Raw genomic sequence first — 17,996 nt, forward strand, 5'->3', positions numbered from 1 at the left:
AATTTCAAAACACCCGAATCCGAGAGAAATTTATAAAGAAAAATTACTTAAGGACAGCATTACTTCCAACGATGTGATTGCAAAAATGGAATCAGATTTCAAAGCACTTTTAGATAAAGACTTTGATGCTTCCAAAGAGATCGAAAAAAATGCAATGGATCTTTTCATGGCAGAAGACTGGACCAATTATCCGATCGGAAAAAGAGGGGCAGTTCAGATTCCTGTAGATACAAAATATAACTTAGAGAAGCTTAAAGAACTGGCCATTAAAATGTCATCTCTTCCGGCTGATAAAAAATTCATCAATAAAATTACAAGACTGTTTGATAACCGTGTTAAGGCTATCGAAGGAAACTCATTAGACTGGGCTCTTGGAGAATGGCTTGCATACGCAACACTTCTTGTGGAAGGGCACAATGTGAGAATTTCCGGAGAAGATGTGGAAAGAGGAACATTCTCTCACAGGCATGCCGTGGTGAAAACCGAAGATACAGAAGAAGAGTATATCCCATTGAGACACGTATCAGAAAGCAGATTTGATATATTCAACTCTCACCTTTCGGAATACGGAGTTTTAGGTTTCGATTACGGATATGCAATGGCTTCTCCTAATACGCTGACGGTTTGGGAAGCCCAGTTCGGAGACTTTGTGAACGGTGCTCAGATCATCGTTGACCAGTATCTGGCTGCCGCAGAAGAAAAATGGAAGATCCAGGACGGATTGGTAATGCTGCTGCCTCACGGTTCAGAAGGCCAGGGAGCAGAACACTCTTCAGCAAGATTAGAAAGATTCTTAACGCTTTGTGCGAACGAAAATATGGTGGTAGCCAATATCACTTCACCTGCCAACTATTTCCACTTACTAAGAAGACAGCTTAAATGGTCATTCAGAAAACCGCTGATCGTAATGAGCCCTAAATCTCTCCTGAGACACCCGAAAGTGGTTTCTCCGCTGGAAGATTTCGCAAACGGTTCATTCCAGCCGATATTGGACGATCCTACGGCAGATCCTAAAAAAGTAGAAAAATTAGTATTGTGTTCAGGTAAACTGTACTTCGAATTATTGGCGAAGAAAGAAGAGCTTAACTGTGAAAATATTGCCCTGGTAAGATTGGAGCAGTTATATCCTATTCAGGCAGATGCACTGGATGCGATCTTCAGCAAATACGAGAACAGAACACATTTGGTTTGGGCTCAGGAAGAACCTGAAAACATGGGGGCGTGGTCTTATATCCTGAGAAACTTCAGAGATACAGGAATCCAGGTAGTATCTCCGGTACCAAGCGGTGCTCCAGCTCCGGGAAGCCACAAGATGTTTGAGAAAAACCAGAATGCAGTGATCAACAGAGTTTTTGACAGGGACGATGCTCCTGCAAAAAGACCTGTTACAGCGTAATTAAGAATAATACCCAATTAAAAAAATAAAAAATACTCAATATGTCAGTTTTAGAAATGAAAGTTCCTTCACCGGGAGAATCCATTACAGAAGTTGAAATTGCAACTTGGCTTGTGAAAGATGGTGATTATGTAGAAAAAGATCAGCCCATCGCAGAAGTAGACTCAGACAAAGCAACTCTTGAATTACCTGCGGAAGAAAGCGGTGTAATCACGTTAAAAGCAGAAGAGGGCGATGTAGTACAGGTTGGCCAGGTAGTTTGTTTAATTGATATGGATGCAGCAAGACCTGAAGGCGCAAGCGCTGCTCCGGCTGCTGAAGCTCCAAAACAGGAAGAAGCCCCGAAAGCTGCTGAACCGGCTAAACAGGAAGCTCCAAAACCGGCTGCACCAACTCCGGCTCCGCAAACTTATGCCACAGGAGCACCATCTCCTGCAGCTAAAAAGATCCTTGACGAAAAAGGGATCGAGGCAGGACAGGTTTCAGGAAGCGGAAGAGACGGAAGAATCACTAAAACTGATGCAGAATTAGCTGCTGTTCCTGCTTTAGGAGGAAGCCCTTCTACTGCAACAGGTGCCCGTACGACCACGACAACCAAACTTTCAGTTCTAAGAAGAAAAATCGCTTCAAGATTGGTTGCTGTAAAGAACGAAACGGCAATGTTAACGACTTTCAATGAAGTTGACATGTCTGAAATCTTCAGATTAAGAAAATTATATAAAGAAGAATTTGGACAGAAGCACGGAGTAGGATTAGGCTTTATGTCTTTCTTTACAAAAGCTGTGACAAGAGCATTGCAGATGTATCCGGATGTAAATGCATCTATTGACGGGGATTTCAAAATAAACTATGATTTCTGCGATATCTCAATTGCCGTTTCAGGTCCTAAAGGTCTGATGGTTCCGGTATTGAGAAATGCTGAAAATATGTCTTTCGCCGGAGTTGAAGCCAATATCAAAGATCTTGCTACCAAAGTAAGAGACGGGAAAATTACCGTTGATGAAATGACTGGCGGTACATTCACCATTACAAACGGCGGTACTTTCGGATCTATGATGTCTACACCAATCATCAACCCTCCACAGTCTGCTATCCTTGGAATGCACAATATCATCCAGAGACCGGTAGCGGTTGACGGGCAGGTAGTGATAAGACCAATGATGTACGTAGCTATGTCGTATGACCACAGAATTATCGACGGAAAAGAGTCTGTAGGATTCCTTGTAGCGGTAAAAGAAGGTATCGACAATCCTGTTGAAATACTGATGGGAGGTGACGAAAGAAAAGGCCTTGGATTATAAATTTTAATAAATATTATAACCTAACTTACAATCTCGCCTCAAAAAGGCGAGATTTTTGTATTTATCAAACAAATACTAAGATGATGTTCTCAAAAATGACTTCCAATATCAAAGTTTCAGTAATACCTGAATATGATAGTAAAAACAGTTATCCGTCTGAAAACCGTTATGTCTTCAAGTATAATATTACCATTGAAAACGATGGCAGTTTTCCGATCAAAGTACTTAAAAGAAAGTGGCTGATCTTCGATGTAGGTTTCGGATATACTGAGATCACAGGAGACGGTGTGATAGGATTGACACCAGAGATTCCTGTAGGCGAAAATTTCGCTTATTTCTCTAATGTAATGCTCCGTTCAGGAGTAGGGAATATGAGCGGAAAATACCTGGTTAAAAACATGGATACTCAGGAAACCTTTGAGATAGAGATCCCAAAGTTCAATCTGCTGTCTGAAGTGCTTAGTAATTAGGATTATTCTTATTAAATATATGGCTGCTTATCTCTTTTAAGATAAGTATATTTTTAAGTTTTCAGTTATAGTTTTTTGATGTACTTATTTAAAAAGGATTCATGTATTTCGTCGTTTTCAGTAATGATCAATTTCTCAAAAGCCAGTAAGGCAATTTTAGCACAGGCTTCTGCGTCGTCTCCTGCCCGGTGATGATTCAAACTGATTTGGTGATGTTCCGCCAGATGTTTCAGTCCGTATTTCGGAAGATAGTTCCATGATTTTTTAGCCAGCTGAATGCTGCAAAGATAATTAAGCTTAGGAGCAAACATGCCGTAATGTTCAAAACAGCCTCTTAGAACCCCTGCATCAAAGCTTGCATTATGGGCAATCATAAGTGTTCCATACATCATTTCTTCAGCTTCGTACCAGATTTCATCAAAAGTGGGAGCATCTTTTACATCGTCAGGAGTTATCCCATGAACCTCAATATTAAATCTGCTGAAATAAGGGAAACTGGGCGGTTTGATGAGCCATGTTTTGGTTTCTACAATTTTGGAATCCTGAACAATGCAAATACCCATTTCACATGCCGAATTTTTTTCGTGGGTGGCTGTTTCAAAATCTATTGCGCAGAAATCCATTTTTAATAAGCGATGAGTTTAGTGTTGTAATGATTGAATTGGTGTTAAGTGCAAGTTATAAATTTTTTGTGATATCAAGGCTTATGAGCCTGTGATATGTGACTTATTATTTTTTACTAGCCCGGTCTTTTAATACTTCAGAGATAGGGAATTAAAGAAGGTTTTATAAAATATATTTCCCGGATCAGATTTCGGGAATATGAATTACGAAAATCATTTCCTATCTGCCTCCTAAAAAGTGCTTAAAGATAAGCCATTTTGATTGGTAGAATCTAGTTTTCTGATGGTTCTGACGGAGCTTCCATGTTCCAGGAAGCTGGGCATAAAAGCCAAAGTGAGCTCTTAACACGGCCCAGAGGTGGGAGAAACCATTTTTTAATCCGAAATAAATTCCCGCAATTCCGTCTAAGCACAGCCTGAAAAATAGTAAGCCTATCAACTTAGGAAAAGGCAGGTTTTTCAGCATCATCGAAAGATTGTTTCTGATATTTAAATACGTCTTCTGTACACTTTGTTTGTTCAGCGTTCCACCCCCTACATGGTATACTTTTGATTTTCCCGTATAGAAGATTTTCTTCCCGGAATTAATCAGTCTCCAGCAAAGGTCAATCTCTTCCTGATGAGCAAAAAATCTTTCATCAAAACCGTTCTGGTCCCAAAAATCTTTTGAACGGATAAAAAAGCAACAGCCCGAAGCCCAGAAAATCTCTGTTTCATCATCATACTGGCCATTATCTTCTTCAAGATCATCAAATATACGTCCACGGCAGTAAGGATAGCCCAGATTGTCGATAAGACCCCCGGCTGCTCCGGCAAATTCAAACTGTTTTTTATGGTTAAAGGATAAGATCTTGGGTTGTACAGCTGAGATGGAAGGATCTTTTTCAAGTAAATCCAGGACCGGACTGATCCAGTTTTCAGTAACTTCCACATCAGAATTGAGAAGGCAGTAATATTCGTTTTTTATTTCCTTTAAACCTTCATTATAACCACCTGCAAAACCATAATTCTGATGGTTTCTGATGATTTTTACCGTAGGAAAATGAGTCTGTGTAAATTCTATAGAATCATCGGTAGAAAGGTTGTCTATTATATAAATATCTGCATCCTGGGAAAAACGGACAACACCTGGAAGAAACTTTTCCAGCCAGTTTCTACCGTTCCAGTTTAAAATGACTACTGCTAAATTTTTCGGCATCGGAATTATATTTTTTCACCATCAAAAGTTTTAATGGAACCCTGGTATTTCCATTTCCTGTGCGACCACAGATAATTGTCCGGGTGCTTATGCAAAGTGTTTTCCAGGAGTTTGTGAAATTTCCTTACCACTTCATGCTCTGTAAACTTTTCACCGTCAGGATAAATTCTGTGATAATTTACCTGATAATAGCCCCGCTTTACCTTTTTCATTTCACAGTAAATAAAAGCAAGGTCCATTCTGGTAGCCAGTTTATCATATCCTATAAAAGCAGGCGTTTTCTGATTCAAAAACTCCAATCCGTAATTAACGTGGGCAACATGCGGTGTCTGGTCTGCTACAAACATATAGCTCGATTCCCCGTCATTTTTAGACCTGAAGATATTCATGATCACCTCATTGGCCTCCAGTGCTTCATTCCCAAATTTATTCCTCACCTTTTTCATCTGGTTTTCCCAGAAATCACTGTTTACTTTTCTGTATACCGGATGGCAGTGCTTCTGCGGAATAATCCTCGCAAAGGCATTCATCCATTCCCAGTTAAAGACATGTCCGGCAAGCATAATAACATTTTTACCTTCTGCTTTGGCCTCGTGGAAGACTTCCTGGTTGATATGCTGCATTCTTACCCGTGATTCTGTTTCAGAAATGCTGAAGGATTTGATGGTTTCTACAAGGTAATCTGAAAAGTTAAGATAGAATTTCTTTCTTATGGCTCTGATCTCTTCTTCTGACTTTTCAGGAAAAGAATTCCGGAGATTCTGTGTGATTACCTTCCTGCGGTAACCCACCAGATAATTGTTCAAAAAAAACATAACGTCCGAAAAAATATACAATACCTTAAGCGGAAGTTTAGAAATAAAATATAATATTTTGATTAGGAAATTCATAAAACATGCAAATTTAGTGATAATAAAATTATGGTTCTGTTTTTGCTTGTAATAAGTATTATTTTTTTTACTTTTATGTTATGAAAAAATTGTCGATCATAGCCTTTCTGGGATTAAGTGTACTGGCTTTTTCTCAAAATACCCAAAATGTGCCGGAAGCTAGAAAGCAGGATAACGCCCTTCTGGTAAAAGCGGATCATGCAGAACTGGATGCGAAGAAAAAAGCAGGTGAGGAAAAAGCAAAGCTACCGAAGCCTTATGACCCGAAAGCTAATGCGGAAGCCGATATCAACAAACTAATGGCGCAGGCTAAAAAAGAAGGAAAAAACATTATGATCCAGGCCGGTGGAAACTGGTGTATCTGGTGTCTCCGTTTTAATAATTTCGTCCAAAATACCCATGAACTAAAGGAAACGTTAGATAAAAACTATTTGTATTATCACCTGAATTATTCTCCGGAAAACAAGAATGAAAAAGTTTTCGCTAAATATGTAGACATCAAAGAAGAGCTGGGCTATCCTTTTTTCATTGTTTTAGATAAAAACGGGAAAACAGTTCACGTCTTGAAAGACAGTTCAGTTCTCGAAGAGGGAAAAGGATACAGTAAAGAAAAAGTAAAAGAGTTCTTTAATCAATGGGTTCCTAAGTCATAAGAAACATCAACCGGGAAAAAAACTCCCGGTTTTTTTATTTACAGAAGCCTCCTGATCCAGTTTAATTTTTTTTCAGAATACGGTGGATATTTTACATTGGGCTCCCCCCAGGTTGATTTTTCCAGAATAGATTTCTGATGCGAAAAAGCTTCAAAGCCGAATTTCCCATGATAACTTCCTGTGCCGGAATTTCCAACTCCTCCGAAAGGCAGACGGTCGTTGCTTAAATGCATGATCACGTCATTGATGCATCCGCCGCCAAAAGACAGTTTCGTTGTGAAAGCTTCTTTCTCTTCAGGGTTCTGCGTAAAAAGGTAGGCAGCAAGCGGTTTTTCAAGCTCCAGGAGGGTATTAAGAACCAGATTGAAATTTGTAAAACTGATCACTGGGAGTATAGGACCGAAGATTTCCTCCTGCATTACGTCATCTTCCCAACTGATATTATTCAAAAGGGTAGGCTCTATAAACAGTTTCTTTTCATCGTAATTTCCTCCAAAATAAATTTTCTCTTTCTTAATAAGTTTCACAAGCCGCTGAAAGTTTCTTTCATTGATAATTCTTGTGTACTGTACGGAATCTGAACTGTATTTAAATTCCGTGATATACTTTCTCAGGGTTTCCAGGAACTGTTCGTGGATGGATTCTTCAACCAGCAGATAATCCGGTGCCACACAGGTTTGCCCGGCATTGAGAAATTTTCCCCATACAATCCTTTTAGCGGCCACTTCAAGATCAGCATCCTTGGTGACAATGGCAGGAGACTTTCCGCCTAATTCAAGGACTACGGGTGTTAAATGTTCTGCAGCAGCCTGGTACACGATTTTTCCCACTTTTGTGCTCCCGGTGAAGAATATTTTGTCAAATTTTAGCTTTAAAAGCTCTGTTGTTTCATCAATGCCGCCTTCGTACACATACAGGTATTCGGGAGGAAAATTTTCATTGATGATTTTTGCCATCACCTTCATCGTGTTTTCCGCAATTTCACTGGGTTTCAAAATACAGCAGTTTCCTGCAGCCAATGCGGCGATAACAGGGGAGAGTGATAACTGATAAGGATAATTCCATGCGCCAATAACCAGAATACAGCCCAAAGGCTCGGGATGAATGCTGCTTTTTCCTATCTGATTGGCTAGATTCGTCCTGACTTTTTTTGGTTTTGAAAGTGAGTTTAAATTGTTCAGATAATAATTAATATCATTCAGGATAAAGGAAATTTCCGTGGTGAAAGTATCGAATTTCGATTTGCCGAAATCTTTGTAAATGGCTTCATATAGGAGTTCTTCATGCTTAATAATGATGTCCCGGAGCTTTTCAAGGTACATTTTTCTGAACTTGATTTTTTTCGTCTGTTGTGTTTTGAAAAAATCTTTCTGATGATTTACGATTTCCTTAATTTCCATACAATCAAATTTCGGAAAGTATAGCAAATTTTCGGCCTAAATCATATCATATTTCTGACAGCAATTTTCACGGTATCATACAGCAGTAAAATGAACAGGGCGATCAAAGTCAGCCGGAAGATTAAAAATAAAATCCAGAGGACTGGACAGCCATACAGGGAATTTGCTGGAGGAAAAAGCAGGCAATAGGTAGAAAATAGTATCCAGATAAAATGTACAAAAAAACCACTTCAAATGAAGTGGTCTTGTATGGTGAGAAATCTGTAGCTTATTAAGCTTCTTCAGAAGGAGTTTCTTCTACTACTTTAGCTTTAGGAGCAGCTGGCTTAGGAGCTTCTACCGGAGCATCAGATACAACGTCAAATTCGAAATTGTATTCAACATTTCTGTGTAGTCTGATATTTGCAGTAACTTTACCAGTTCTTTTAATAGTGTTCCCTGGGATTTTGATGTATTTCTTCTCTACAGAAACTCCAGCCTTAGCAAGAGCAGCAGAAAGATCAGAATTGTTGATAGATCCGAATAACTTGTCACCAGAACCTACTTTTGCAGGAATAGTGATAGAAGTTTTCTTTAACTGATCTACTACAGCATTAGCAGCAGCGATTAATTTAGCTTCTTCTTCTTTTCTGGCTTCTAAAGTAGCCTCTAAAGCTGCTTTGTTTTTAGGAGTTGCTAAAAGTGCAATTCCCTGAGGAAGTAAGAAGTTTCTTGCATAACCAGGCTTTACGCTTACTGTATCAAACTCAAGTCCTAAGTTTTCTACGTCTTTTTTTAAGATAATATCCATTGTTGTTGTCCGTTTTTAGTTTTAGAGAAAAGAAAAAAGAAAAAAGATTAAAGACAAGATGTCTTAGAAATTATTTCTTTTCTTCAATCTAAAAATCGTTAGAATTAAATTATTTATTCAGCAACAAAAGAAGAGGCTGCCCTCTTCTTTTATTTATTTTTTTGTCTTATTTCAATAAGTCAGCTACGTAAGGTAGTAAAGAAAGGTGTCTTGCTCTTTTGATAGCAGCAGAAACTTTTCTTTGGTATTTTAAAGAAGTTCCGGTGTATCTTCTAGGTAAGATTTTACCCTGCTCGTTTACGAACTGTAATAAGAAGTCAGCATCTTTGTAGTCAACGTGCTTAATTCCGTATTTTTTGAATCTACAATATTTCTTTTCAGATTTTGTATTGATGTCAAGCGGAGTAAGGAATTTTACTTCAGATTCTCCTCCAGCTGAGGCTTGTTTAGCCATTTCGTCTATTGCCATGTCTTGTCTTTTTTAAAAATAGGGTTAATAATTAAGCTCTAGCCGCTTTGATTTTAGTTCTTCTAGTTACAGCATACTCAACAGCGTGCTTGTCAAGTTTTGTAGTCAGGTAACGGATTACTCTTTCGTCACGTTTGAATGCTAATTCTAAATCAGCAACTACAGTACCTTCACCTTTAAACTCGATTAAAGTGTAGAATCCATTCTTTTTCAATTGAATTGGATAAGCTAGTTTTTTTAATCCCCAGTTTTCTTTGGCAACGATTTCACAGTTCTTTTCTTTTAAAAGATCTTCAAATTTTTTCACTGCTTCCTCTACCTGAGCATCAGATAGAACGGGAGTTAAAATGAAAACAGTTTCGTAATTGTTCATAATGTTAAATGAATTTGTTAATTATTTCGAGGTGCAAAATTAGAAAATATATTTGTAATATACAATATTTAGAGTGAATTTGTTTCGGGGGGCGGGTTTCGAGTTTAAGATTAAAGTTCAGGGTTTTAAGTTTTTAAACCATTTCTAATTTATTCCAATAAAAGTATCTTTAAAACCCCTTAACTCGCAACTAATACTAATAACTGAAAAACCGAACCCGTATCTCGTATCACGAAACTACTCCTTCTCCCTGATCTCCGTCAGGAAATTTACTTTAATCACATCATATAAAGAATGTCTGCTCACCAGAATTGACACAATAGAAGAGACCATTCCAGCAAGCATAAGATGAAAGATCAGGGAATGTCTGTCCGTCATTTCCAGAACAATAATCGCAGAAGTAAACGGAGCTCTGGTAATTCCGGTAAGAAAAGCGACCATTCCTGCGAGGATGACTACATTGGTTTCATTGGCGCTTAAATGAATGGCCCCTGAGATCACAGATCCTATGCTGGCACCGGCAGTAAGGGCCGGAGCGAAAATTCCTCCTGCACCTCCTGATGTAAAGGATAGGGCGGGACCAAGCATTCTTAAGACCGGGACATACCATTCTTCATGCTTGTCTTTCGTAAAAAGAACCCGTTCCATAATTTCTTTTCCTGATCCAAGGATCTCACGGTTGATAAAATAAGCTATGGAAGCTATAAACAGGGCACAAAGCACGAGAAAAACTATATTGGCCTGATCTGTTTTGAGTTTTCTTTTCTTCCAGTCAGTCATCTTAAGCATCATTACCGCAAGCTGACTGGCCAGGATTCCGGCAGTTCCTGCGACAAGAATAATAGGAAACATGACCATCAAAGAGACATCGTTTGTTTTCGGGTACCCTAAATATAAATAGGATCCTGCTAAAGTCTGGGCCGTTAAACCTGCAATAATTACTGCCGTAAACAAAGCGGTTTTAAAATAATTGATATGCGTTTTAGAAAGCTCTTCTACAGCAAACACAATTCCTCCCAAAGGTGTATTAAATGCTGCTGCAAGTCCTGCTGCCGCACCAGTCATGATCATGTTTTTCTTTGAGATTTTTGGCCACCAGTGTGGAAGGTATTCGTTTACTTTCCTGAAAACGGAACCCGCGATCTGGATGGTTGGTCCTTCACGTCCCACAGCACCGCCTCCGATCACCAGAATGACCGATGAAAGGATCTTAAACACAATGATCTTTAGACTTAGAAGGCTTCTGATTTTCGTATGTTCTTTCGGATTGGCAAGCTCTACTGCTGCCATCACCTGCGGTATCCCGCTTCCTTTGGCATTCGGGGCGAATTCTTTCACCAGCCACCATGAAAGGACAAACCCGATTGGAGCAATGATGAAGATCATCCATGCGTGCCAGTTCATAATGAAATTCAGCAGATGTTCTCCCCAGGCAAATATCCGGGCATACATCACTGCAAAAAAGCCGGTGACCACAGAACCGATCCAGAAAGGAATGGCCTGCATCAGATTGTTTTTCAGCTGCTCGTTGCGGATGTTGTCAAAAGATTTTTTGAGACCCTTTCGTATAATGAAGAAAATTTTCAGCATTTGCGGACTAAGACATTTTATTGAACTGAAAAGTAAGAAAATTAGATGGCATTAAAAAATCCTGTTGGAAAAACTTCGCACTGATTTGAAGATACAGAAAGTAAAAAAGCTTCCTTGTGGGAAACTTTTATATTTTATTGGTTAGAGTAATGATTAATACTGTGGATTGAAAATAGCAATGTATGCTATACAATAAAGAATCAGTATAACAACCGAAAATATCAGATTGGCATTCCTGAGAATGTATTTTCCATTGACGTGCAGGATGAGTGCTTCAATAAGAATACAAACAAACCATACCACATGAAAAGCAAACATAATGATAAGGTAACCTAAAACGTCCCAGCCGCTCACACTAAATATCACCGCTGTAAAACCAATAGTTCCGGCTATAAATATGGCAAGGCGGATCAGAATATGCTTTAAAATATTTTGTTTATTTTCTGAAACATTTATTTTATCATCTTCTTTGATTTCGAAAAGATTTCTTAATTCCTTATCCATCATCACTGTTTTTGATATAACTTAATAAAGAATGGTAATAAGCCGATATAACCCAAGAGGTTTAATATACCAAAAAAACGGTATAAGTAAATCATATTATCAAGGTTGAAAAAGCCTATGATAATTTCGGCGAAATAAGTTGCTATAATCAGGCATAAAGAGATGATGGCAATTAAAGTTACTCTTTTCATATTTTGAGATAGGGTTGATGTTTTTATTTGAGATTATTCTGTTACATGGTTATATTTCGTCCCTGAATCAAATGTACAGATAATCTTTTAATAGAAAAAACCTTCGAAAAAATCGAAGGTTTTGTATGGTAAGATGTTTTGACAAGTTCAATATATCCTTTGAATAAGAGATCACTTATCAGTCATCATGTATTATATTTCTGTGTTCAGATCCCAGTTCTGAAGATAGTCATGAATATGCTTCAGCATCATTCCGCCTAAAGATCCGTCTACCACTCTGTGGTCATAAGAGTGAGACATGAACATCAGCTGACGGATAGCAATCACATCACCGTCTTTGGTTTCAAGAACTGCAGGTTTCTTAACGATCGCTCCAATAGCTAAAATAGCGACCTGAGGCTGAGGGATGATAGGCGTACCCATAAGGTTTCCGAAGCTTCCCACGTTAGAAATGGTATAAGTTGCTCCCTGAGTGTCTTCAGGTCTTAATTTTTTATTTCTCGCTCTGTAAGCCAGATCGTTGATTGCTTTGGCCAAACCTGAAAGTGATAACTGGTCAGCATTTTTAATAACAGGAACGATAAGGTTTCCGTCCGGTAAAGCAGTAGCCATACCGATGTTGATATTTTTCTTTTTAATGATATTTTCACCGTTGATAGAAACGTTGATCATTGGGAAATCCTGGATAGCTTTCACTACCGCTTTCACGAAAATCGGCATGAAAGTCAGTTTTTCTCCTTCACGTTTTTCAAAAATATCTTTGTGCTTGTTTCTCCATTTTACAACGTTGGTAACGTCTGTTTCGATGAAAGAAGTTACGTGCGGAGCGATATGTTTTGCTTTAACCATGTTTTCAGCAATGATCTTTCTCATTCTGTCCATAGGAATGATCTCATCACCTGCTGCTACAGGAACCGTAGAAACCGGTGCTGAAGCAGGAGCTTTTGGCGCTGCCGGAGCTGCTGTTTGTGCAGGAGCAGCTTGCTGAGCCGGTTGGTTTCCTCTGTTGGAAACGTATCCTAATATATCTTCTTTTGTAATTCTTCCTTCTAAACCGCTTCCTTTAATTGTTTTAAGCTCGGATTCAGAAATGTTTTCCTGCTGTGCAATTGATTTTACAAGTGGTGAAAGGTAAAGGTCTCCTGAGAATTCCACATTGGAAGTTGAAGTCTGTAACGGCTCTTCAATGGTTTTTAAAATTTCTGTATCCGGAGTGGCAGCCGGAGTTTTTGTTTTTACTTCTTCTGAAGCTGTATTTCCGCCTTCTCCTTCAATTTCTAAAATAGCAATGGCTTCACCAACTTTAGCAATTTCGTCCTTCTGTTTCAGGATTTTTACAATTTTCCCCGAAACCGGTGTCGGAACGTCTGAATCTACCTTATCTGTTGCAATTTCTACTACGGAATCATCCTCTTTTACATTATCACCCTCATTGAATAACCAAGTGATAATTGTCGCTTCCATAACACCTTCTCCCATGGAAGGAAGCAATAATTTGTATTCTGCCATTTTTAATTTTTAGATTTTGACAAATATATAAAAAAAATCGGTTTTTTTACGGAATATATAATCTTAGGCAAATTCAACGTAGATATTCTCGCCTACATTAAGCCCAAACAGGCTTTTGGCCCCGTTTTTTTTGCTTCCTTTATAAATGGTAAGCTCCAAAAGCTGACTGTCATTGAAAATCGCCGCCGACTGCCCGTGGAATTCCGTTTCCCTTTCCCAGTCAGAAACCACTTCTGTATGACTGGAATACACCCTTGAAAGTGTTAAATTCCTGAATTTTATAGTAAAGCCTTCATTTCCTTTGCCGCTGCTTTCAAAAAAATCTTTGCTGATATTTGAGATTATATTTCCGAAATTATCAATATAGGTTACTTCGCCAATAATCATTTTTTCAGATTCATTGAAGACAGGCTTCGGGAAAAAAAGCTCTTTGGCCGAATCTATTTTCCGCCCGATCACTTCGGGAAGCCCGCCGTTGGCCAGATGTACTGCTGCAGGCACAAAAACATCGGTGGAAGTGAAGTTGACCACATCATCGAAGCGGTTGTTTAAAGTAATTTCATATATGGCTTCCGGTTTTATATCGAAAAATACAAGACTCAAAAGTCCATTGTCGGCTGCTAAAAAATAGGAGCCGTCTGCTTTATAGAGTATATTTTTTCTTGTTCTGTGGTAAAAACTGTCTACGGAAAGGATATGGATAGTCCCTTTAGGAAAATATTTATAGGCATTCCGTACGATATACGATGTCTGTATAAGGTTGAAAGCCTGGATATCGTGGGTTATATCAATAATATTAACCTCAGGATTTAGAGACAGAATTTTGCCTTTCACAGCTGCGACTCTGTAATCTAAATTTCCGAAATCCGAAGTAAGGGTAATAATTGACATGGATTGTTGGTAGAATAAATAGTGTTTACTGCAAAGTTATTTAAAATAAAAAGAAAGCCCCAAAAGATTGTGGAAAAGAATTGACATAAATTTGAAAAAAAGCTTTAATTTTAAAATCTAAATAAAAATAAAATACTGTATGTTCGAATTAACATATGATTTGGAGAATATCGATGTAAAGACCTTTTATGGTGTTAATAACCAATATTTCAACTTATTAAAATCAAGCTTTCCCACGCTTAAGATCACAGGAAGAGACCATTCTATCTTCGCAATGGGCAACCAGGAAGCTTTAGATATATTCAGGCGAAAACTGGATGATATTGTAAAATTTATCTCTGAAAATAATTCTATCGCTTTAAAAGATGTTGAGAATGTCCTGAATATTAAGGACGAAAATGAAAAACATCTGATTTTCGACCAGGATATTATTGTAAAGGGAGTGAATGGTAAAATCATTAAAGCTAAAACGACCAATCTTAAGAAACTGGTAAAGGAAACCGAGAAAAAGGATATGGTTTTTGCCATCGGACCTGCAGGAACCGGGAAAACGTATACCAGTGTGGCACTTGCTGCAAGGGCTTTGAGAGATAAGGAAGTGAAAAGAATTGTCCTGACGAGACCTGCCGTGGAAGCAGGGGAGAGTCTTGGATTTTTGCCTGGAGACCTTAAAGAAAAGCTGGATCCGTATTTACAGCCTTTATATGATGCACTGAGAGATATGATCCCTCACGAAAAACTGGAAGGGTTTATGGAGAAAAAAGTCATTGAAGTGGCTCCGCTGGCCTTTATGAGAGGACGTACGCTGGATGACGCCTTTGTTATTCTGGATGAAGCCCAGAATACGACCCATGCCCAAATGAAAATGTTCCTGACAAGAATGGGGATGAATGCTAAATTCATCATTACCGGAGATCCTAGCCAGATTGATTTACCGCCGAAGCAACAATCCGGATTGAAGGAAGCCATGAGAATTCTGAAAGACGTTAAAGAAATCGGATTTGTACACCTTACTGAAGAAGATGTGGTAAGACATCCGGTGGTGAGAAAGATCATTTTGGCCTATAATGAGGAAGATAAAAGACTGAAAGATTAGAGTTTTATTTTAAGCTTTTAAAAGGTAATTGCTTGCAGCATAGTATTATAAATTTAAATAAATGAAAATTTTAAAGGTTTCAGTGCATTGAATCACTGCTTTGGGATAATTATTTTTAGTATTATTTGGTAATTTGAAAAAAAGGCTTAGTTTTGTGCCGAATACTAAAAATAAATCATGAAAAAATTTTTACTCGTTGCAGCAGCGGCTGTTGTAAGTGCTAATCTAAGTGCTCAGGAAACAAGATTCGGTGTTAAAGCCGGTTATTCAATGTCTACGCTTAAAGTGGATGAGCAGATGGATGATCTGAAAGCCAGAAGTACTGATCCTAGTCATACTTTTTATGTAGGAGCTTTGGTTGAACATAAAATAAGTGATAAATTCGGTCTACAGGCAGAACTATTATATTCTCCGCTTGGAGGGAAAGAAGATTATAATGTAAGTGAAGATGATGTCTATTTCAGAGAGAAATCAAAACTTACTTTCGGAACTTTATTAATTCCTGTTTCTGCTAAATATTTTATTACTGAAAATTTATCAGTTGCTGCAGGTGCCAGTTTTGGAATTATTCTTTCTGCCAAGCAAAAAACTGTTATTGATGCAGGGATAGGAATTCCTGGTTTGGAACTTAACGGTGATGATGAAACTGATATCAAGGATGACGTGAATAAGCTTAATATCGCTCCTTTCATTGGTGCTGAATATATGCTTGAAAACGGATTGTTCTTTGATGCAAGATACAATATGGGCGTTTCCAATTTAGTAAAAGAAGATAATGCAGGGAAAATGACGAACAGCTTCTTGCAGGTTGGAGTAGGTTTCAAATTCGGAGGAAACTAATTCGTATTTAAATCTGAATTTAAAAAAGCATAGCGGGGCAAAATTTTGTCCCGCTTTTTTATTATTCCCATGAATCTCTTTTGTTAATTTTGCATTAATAATGAAAATAATTACTAATTTTGTGGTATCAATCAAACTATTTAAATAATGAAAAAACTATTTTTACTAGGTGCTTTTGCGCTGCTGGGCGGTGCTTTACAGGCGCAAGAGGGTTTTAAACTAGGAGGTCACATTGGTGTGCCGGTAGGTGATGCGGGTGATGCATCTTCATTTACATTAGGAGTGGATGCCGCTTATATGTGGAATATTACCAAAGGGCTTGATCTTGGAGTTACAACAGGATATTCTCATTTCTTCGGAAAGGATAACTTTGATGATTTCGGATTTATTCCTGTAGCGGTTTCCGGAAAGTATAAATTCTCGGGAGCGCCTATCTTTGTGGGATTAGACCTAGGATACGGAATTTCTGTAAAAGATGGGGTAGACGGAGGTTTCTATGCACAGCCTAAATTTGGATACCAGATGTCTAAAGGTGAGCTTTATCTGGGCTACCAGACAATCAGCAACAGACGTGATTACGGATGGTATACGGCAAACTGGAATGTAGGTGCTGTTAATATTGGGTACAATTTCTTCCTTAAGTAAGGAAATTTTAGAAAATAAATTTTAAACTCCGGCTTTTATAGCCGGAGTTTTTTTATATTGAATGCTATTAATATCTTATGCATTGGTATTTTAATGCTTTTTTGATGAAATTAAGTAAAGAGAATGGGGGCTGTTTTATAAACAAATGTTTAATTTTAACACTAATATCTTAAAAATTAACGTTTTAGATCTGAATTCTTTGTCACAACTGCGGTTATTAGAGGATTTGGAGGAAAATGATAAATCTAAAAAACTAAATTTATTTCGTTGTTATTGAAAAATTGTAGTTTTTTTATTCTAAATATTGTGAAAAAACCAAAAGCTTACTATTAATACGCTTTAATGTCGAAAAACACCAATATTCATGAATGATATTAATCACGTTAACAAATTTTAATATTAGCGGGAGCCACTGTAAATTTGCCCTCAGAAAGTATTAAAATTTTTTAAAATGAAAAAGTTATTATTAACGGGTGCTGTTGCACTTTTCGGTTTATCTAATGCTCAAATTGCTAAAGGTACTGTATATGTATCTGGTCAGTTAGGATTTTCTCAGGAAAGCAACAACAATACGGATAAAAAAGTATCTGAAATCAATATTATTCCAACAGTTGGGTATTTTGTAAATACTAACCTTGCTGTAGGTTTAGGTGTTGGTTACAAAAACGCAAAGACAACAACTGAGGTAAATGATTCTCAAACTATTGGTAACATCACCACTACTTCAGTAGGAAAAACAAAAGATATCAACGATGCTATCGTTGTTGAGCCTTTCGTAAGAAAATACTGGACTATTGGAGAGAAGTTATATATCTTCGGACAGTTATCAGTTCCTATGGAATTTGGAAGCGGTAAAGATAAAAACGAATTAACAACAACTGTATCTTCTTCTACAGGTACTCCAGCTACAACAACTACTACTACTTCTACTAGTGTTGATAAAGCAAAATCTACTTCTATCGGTGTTGCTGTTAAGCCAGGTTTAGATTATTTCCTAAACAAAAACTGGACTATTGAAGCAACTATCGGTGAATTTGGTTATAACAACAAAAAATATGACATAGATGGTGCTAAAAGTGTTGATAACTACAATTTCGGATTGAACTTATCCACAGTAACTATCGGTGTTAAATATGTTTTTTCTAAATAATTAGAAAACATTTAAAT

Annotated in this window: 18 protein-coding genes and 1 pseudogene; 8 read left to right on the forward strand and 11 right to left on the reverse strand. The window is 37.8% G+C overall.

Translation table 11 applies throughout. The annotated features are described in order from the left end of the window. From IX38_RS16130 to apaG, 3 genes and pseudogenes are all read left to right on the forward strand, one after another. Nucleotides 1-1,396 (forward strand): annotated as a pseudogene (locus IX38_RS16130) (2-oxoglutarate dehydrogenase E1 component); the annotation flags it as partial. A 41-nt stretch (nt 1,397-1,437) separates the two neighbouring features. Continuing rightward, nucleotides 1,438-2,697: a 2-oxoglutarate dehydrogenase complex dihydrolipoyllysine-residue succinyltransferase gene (gene odhB / locus IX38_RS16135; RefSeq protein ID WP_034706716.1), complete on the forward strand. Its 1,260-nt coding sequence runs from the start codon at nt 1,438-1,440 to the stop codon at nt 2,695-2,697. 80 nt (nt 2,698-2,777) lie between these two features. After that, nucleotides 2,778-3,167: a Co2+/Mg2+ efflux protein ApaG gene (apaG, locus tag IX38_RS16140; RefSeq protein ID WP_034706718.1), complete on the forward strand. Its 390-nt coding sequence runs from the start codon at nt 2,778-2,780 to the stop codon at nt 3,165-3,167. A gap of 65 nt (nt 3,168-3,232) precedes the next feature. Here the strand turns inward: apaG and IX38_RS16145 are convergent, their stop codons facing one another. From IX38_RS16145 to IX38_RS16155, 3 genes are all read right to left on the reverse strand, one after another. Further along, nucleotides 3,233-3,790, reverse strand: a complete 558-nt coding sequence (locus IX38_RS16145; RefSeq protein ID WP_034706720.1) for a 3'-5' exonuclease — start codon at nt 3,788-3,790, stop codon at nt 3,233-3,235. Nucleotides 3,791-4,010: 220 nt separating this feature from the next. Further along, on the reverse strand, nt 4,011-4,988 hold the full coding sequence (locus tag IX38_RS16150; protein ID WP_034706721.1) for a glycosyltransferase family 2 protein: 978 nt from the start codon (nt 4,986-4,988) through the stop codon (nt 4,011-4,013). A 5-nt stretch (nt 4,989-4,993) separates the two neighbouring features. Next, complete coding sequence (locus IX38_RS16155) at nt 4,994-5,878, reverse strand: lysophospholipid acyltransferase family protein (protein WP_034706722.1); 885 nt, start codon at nt 5,876-5,878, stop codon at nt 4,994-4,996. Nucleotides 5,879-5,958: 80 nt separating this feature from the next. Here IX38_RS16155 and IX38_RS16160 point away from each other — a divergent pair, with 80 nt between their 5' ends. Further along, nucleotides 5,959-6,531, forward strand: coding sequence for a thioredoxin family protein (locus tag IX38_RS16160; RefSeq protein ID WP_034706723.1), 573 nt, complete (start codon nt 5,959-5,961; stop codon nt 6,529-6,531). A gap of 38 nt (nt 6,532-6,569) precedes the next feature. On the opposite strand, the gene IX38_RS16165 is transcribed toward IX38_RS16160, so the two are convergent. From IX38_RS16165 to IX38_RS16200, 8 genes are all read right to left on the reverse strand, one after another. Further along, a complete protein-coding gene (locus IX38_RS16165; protein ID WP_228377983.1) occupies nt 6,570-7,958 on the reverse strand; it encodes an aldehyde dehydrogenase in 1,389 nt (462 codons plus the stop codon). Nucleotides 7,959-8,202: 244 nt separating this feature from the next. Beyond that, nucleotides 8,203-8,721, reverse strand: a complete 519-nt coding sequence (gene rplI / locus IX38_RS16170; RefSeq protein WP_034706726.1) for a 50S ribosomal protein L9 — start codon at nt 8,719-8,721, stop codon at nt 8,203-8,205. 166 nt (nt 8,722-8,887) lie between these two features. After that, nucleotides 8,888-9,190 (reverse strand): 30S ribosomal protein S18, encoded by a 303-nt coding sequence (gene rpsR / locus IX38_RS16175; RefSeq protein ID WP_034706728.1) that lies wholly within the window; start codon nt 9,188-9,190, stop codon nt 8,888-8,890. A 31-nt stretch (nt 9,191-9,221) separates the two neighbouring features. Beyond that, a complete protein-coding gene (gene rpsF / locus IX38_RS16180; RefSeq protein WP_034706729.1) occupies nt 9,222-9,563 on the reverse strand; it encodes a 30S ribosomal protein S6 in 342 nt (113 codons plus the stop codon). Nucleotides 9,564-9,800: 237 nt separating this feature from the next. Continuing rightward, on the reverse strand, nt 9,801-11,153 hold the full coding sequence (locus IX38_RS16185; RefSeq protein ID WP_034706730.1) for a chloride channel protein: 1,353 nt from the start codon (nt 11,151-11,153) through the stop codon (nt 9,801-9,803). Between the two features lie 153 nt (nt 11,154-11,306). After that, nucleotides 11,307-11,660, reverse strand: a complete 354-nt coding sequence (locus tag IX38_RS16190; RefSeq protein WP_034706731.1) for a hypothetical protein — start codon at nt 11,658-11,660, stop codon at nt 11,307-11,309. A 380-nt stretch (nt 11,661-12,040) separates the two neighbouring features. Continuing rightward, complete coding sequence (locus tag IX38_RS16195) at nt 12,041-13,357, reverse strand: dihydrolipoamide acetyltransferase family protein (RefSeq protein ID WP_034706733.1); 1,317 nt, start codon at nt 13,355-13,357, stop codon at nt 12,041-12,043. A 63-nt stretch (nt 13,358-13,420) separates the two neighbouring features. Next, the gene (locus tag IX38_RS16200) at nt 13,421-14,248 is read right to left on the reverse strand and encodes an SAM hydrolase/SAM-dependent halogenase family protein (protein WP_034706734.1); all 828 of its coding nucleotides are present in this window, start codon (nt 14,246-14,248) and stop codon (nt 13,421-13,423) included. A 139-nt stretch (nt 14,249-14,387) separates the two neighbouring features. On the opposite strand from IX38_RS16200, the gene IX38_RS16205 reads away from it, so the two are divergent. From IX38_RS16205 to IX38_RS16220, 4 genes are all read left to right on the forward strand, one after another. Continuing rightward, a complete protein-coding gene (locus IX38_RS16205; RefSeq protein WP_034706736.1) occupies nt 14,388-15,344 on the forward strand; it encodes a PhoH family protein in 957 nt (318 codons plus the stop codon). Nucleotides 15,345-15,521: 177 nt separating this feature from the next. Next, nucleotides 15,522-16,184 carry a porin family protein gene (locus IX38_RS22050; protein WP_051884827.1) on the forward strand — a complete coding sequence of 221 codons (663 nt, stop codon included), beginning with the start codon at nt 15,522-15,524 and terminating at the stop codon, nt 16,182-16,184. Between the two features lie 147 nt (nt 16,185-16,331). Continuing rightward, nucleotides 16,332-16,829, forward strand: coding sequence for a hypothetical protein (locus IX38_RS16215; RefSeq protein ID WP_034706737.1), 498 nt, complete (start codon nt 16,332-16,334; stop codon nt 16,827-16,829). 451 nt (nt 16,830-17,280) lie between these two features. Further along, nucleotides 17,281-17,979 (forward strand): outer membrane beta-barrel protein, encoded by a 699-nt coding sequence (locus IX38_RS16220; RefSeq protein ID WP_034706738.1) that lies wholly within the window; start codon nt 17,281-17,283, stop codon nt 17,977-17,979. Nucleotides 17,980-17,996 lie beyond the last annotated feature (17 nt).

The sequence above is a fragment of the Chryseobacterium luteum genome (assembly GCF_000737785.1).
GTDB lineage: Bacteria > Bacteroidota > Bacteroidia > Flavobacteriales > Weeksellaceae > Chryseobacterium > Chryseobacterium luteum.

What these genes read in the sequence shown, in the direction of transcription:
- IX38_RS16185 (WP_034706730.1), bottom strand. Translation starts at nt 11,153, where the DNA reads ATGCTGAAAATTTTCTTCATTATACGAAAGGGTCTCAAAAAATCTTTT.
- IX38_RS16150 (WP_034706721.1), bottom strand. Translation starts at nt 4,988, where the DNA reads ATGCCGAAAAATTTAGCAGTAGTCATTTTAAACTGGAACGGTAGAAAC.
- IX38_RS16200 (WP_034706734.1), bottom strand. Translation starts at nt 14,248, where the DNA reads ATGTCAATTATTACCCTTACTTCGGATTTCGGAAATTTAGATTACAGA.
- rpsF (WP_034706729.1), bottom strand. Translation starts at nt 9,563, where the DNA reads ATGAACAATTACGAAACTGTTTTCATTTTAACTCCCGTTCTATCTGAT.
- IX38_RS16220 (WP_034706738.1), top strand. Translation starts at nt 17,281, where the DNA reads ATGAAAAAGTTATTATTAACGGGTGCTGTTGCACTTTTCGGTTTATCT.
- apaG (WP_034706718.1), top strand. Translation starts at nt 2,778, where the DNA reads ATGATGTTCTCAAAAATGACTTCCAATATCAAAGTTTCAGTAATACCT.
- rplI (WP_034706726.1), bottom strand. Translation starts at nt 8,721, where the DNA reads ATGGATATTATCTTAAAAAAAGACGTAGAAAACTTAGGACTTGAGTTT.
- IX38_RS16160 (WP_034706723.1), top strand. Translation starts at nt 5,959, where the DNA reads ATGAAAAAATTGTCGATCATAGCCTTTCTGGGATTAAGTGTACTGGCT.
- IX38_RS16190 (WP_034706731.1), bottom strand. Translation starts at nt 11,660, where the DNA reads ATGATGGATAAGGAATTAAGAAATCTTTTCGAAATCAAAGAAGATGAT.
- IX38_RS16195 (WP_034706733.1), bottom strand. Translation starts at nt 13,357, where the DNA reads ATGGCAGAATACAAATTATTGCTTCCTTCCATGGGAGAAGGTGTTATG.
- IX38_RS22050 (WP_051884827.1), top strand. Translation starts at nt 15,522, where the DNA reads ATGAAAAAATTTTTACTCGTTGCAGCAGCGGCTGTTGTAAGTGCTAAT.
- IX38_RS16155 (WP_034706722.1), bottom strand. Translation starts at nt 5,878, where the DNA reads ATGAATTTCCTAATCAAAATATTATATTTTATTTCTAAACTTCCGCTT.
- IX38_RS16205 (WP_034706736.1), top strand. Translation starts at nt 14,388, where the DNA reads ATGTTCGAATTAACATATGATTTGGAGAATATCGATGTAAAGACCTTT.
- IX38_RS16215 (WP_034706737.1), top strand. Translation starts at nt 16,332, where the DNA reads ATGAAAAAACTATTTTTACTAGGTGCTTTTGCGCTGCTGGGCGGTGCT.
- rpsR (WP_034706728.1), bottom strand. Translation starts at nt 9,190, where the DNA reads ATGGCAATAGACGAAATGGCTAAACAAGCCTCAGCTGGAGGAGAATCT.
- odhB (WP_034706716.1), top strand. Translation starts at nt 1,438, where the DNA reads ATGTCAGTTTTAGAAATGAAAGTTCCTTCACCGGGAGAATCCATTACA.
- IX38_RS16145 (WP_034706720.1), bottom strand. Translation starts at nt 3,790, where the DNA reads ATGGATTTCTGCGCAATAGATTTTGAAACAGCCACCCACGAAAAAAAT.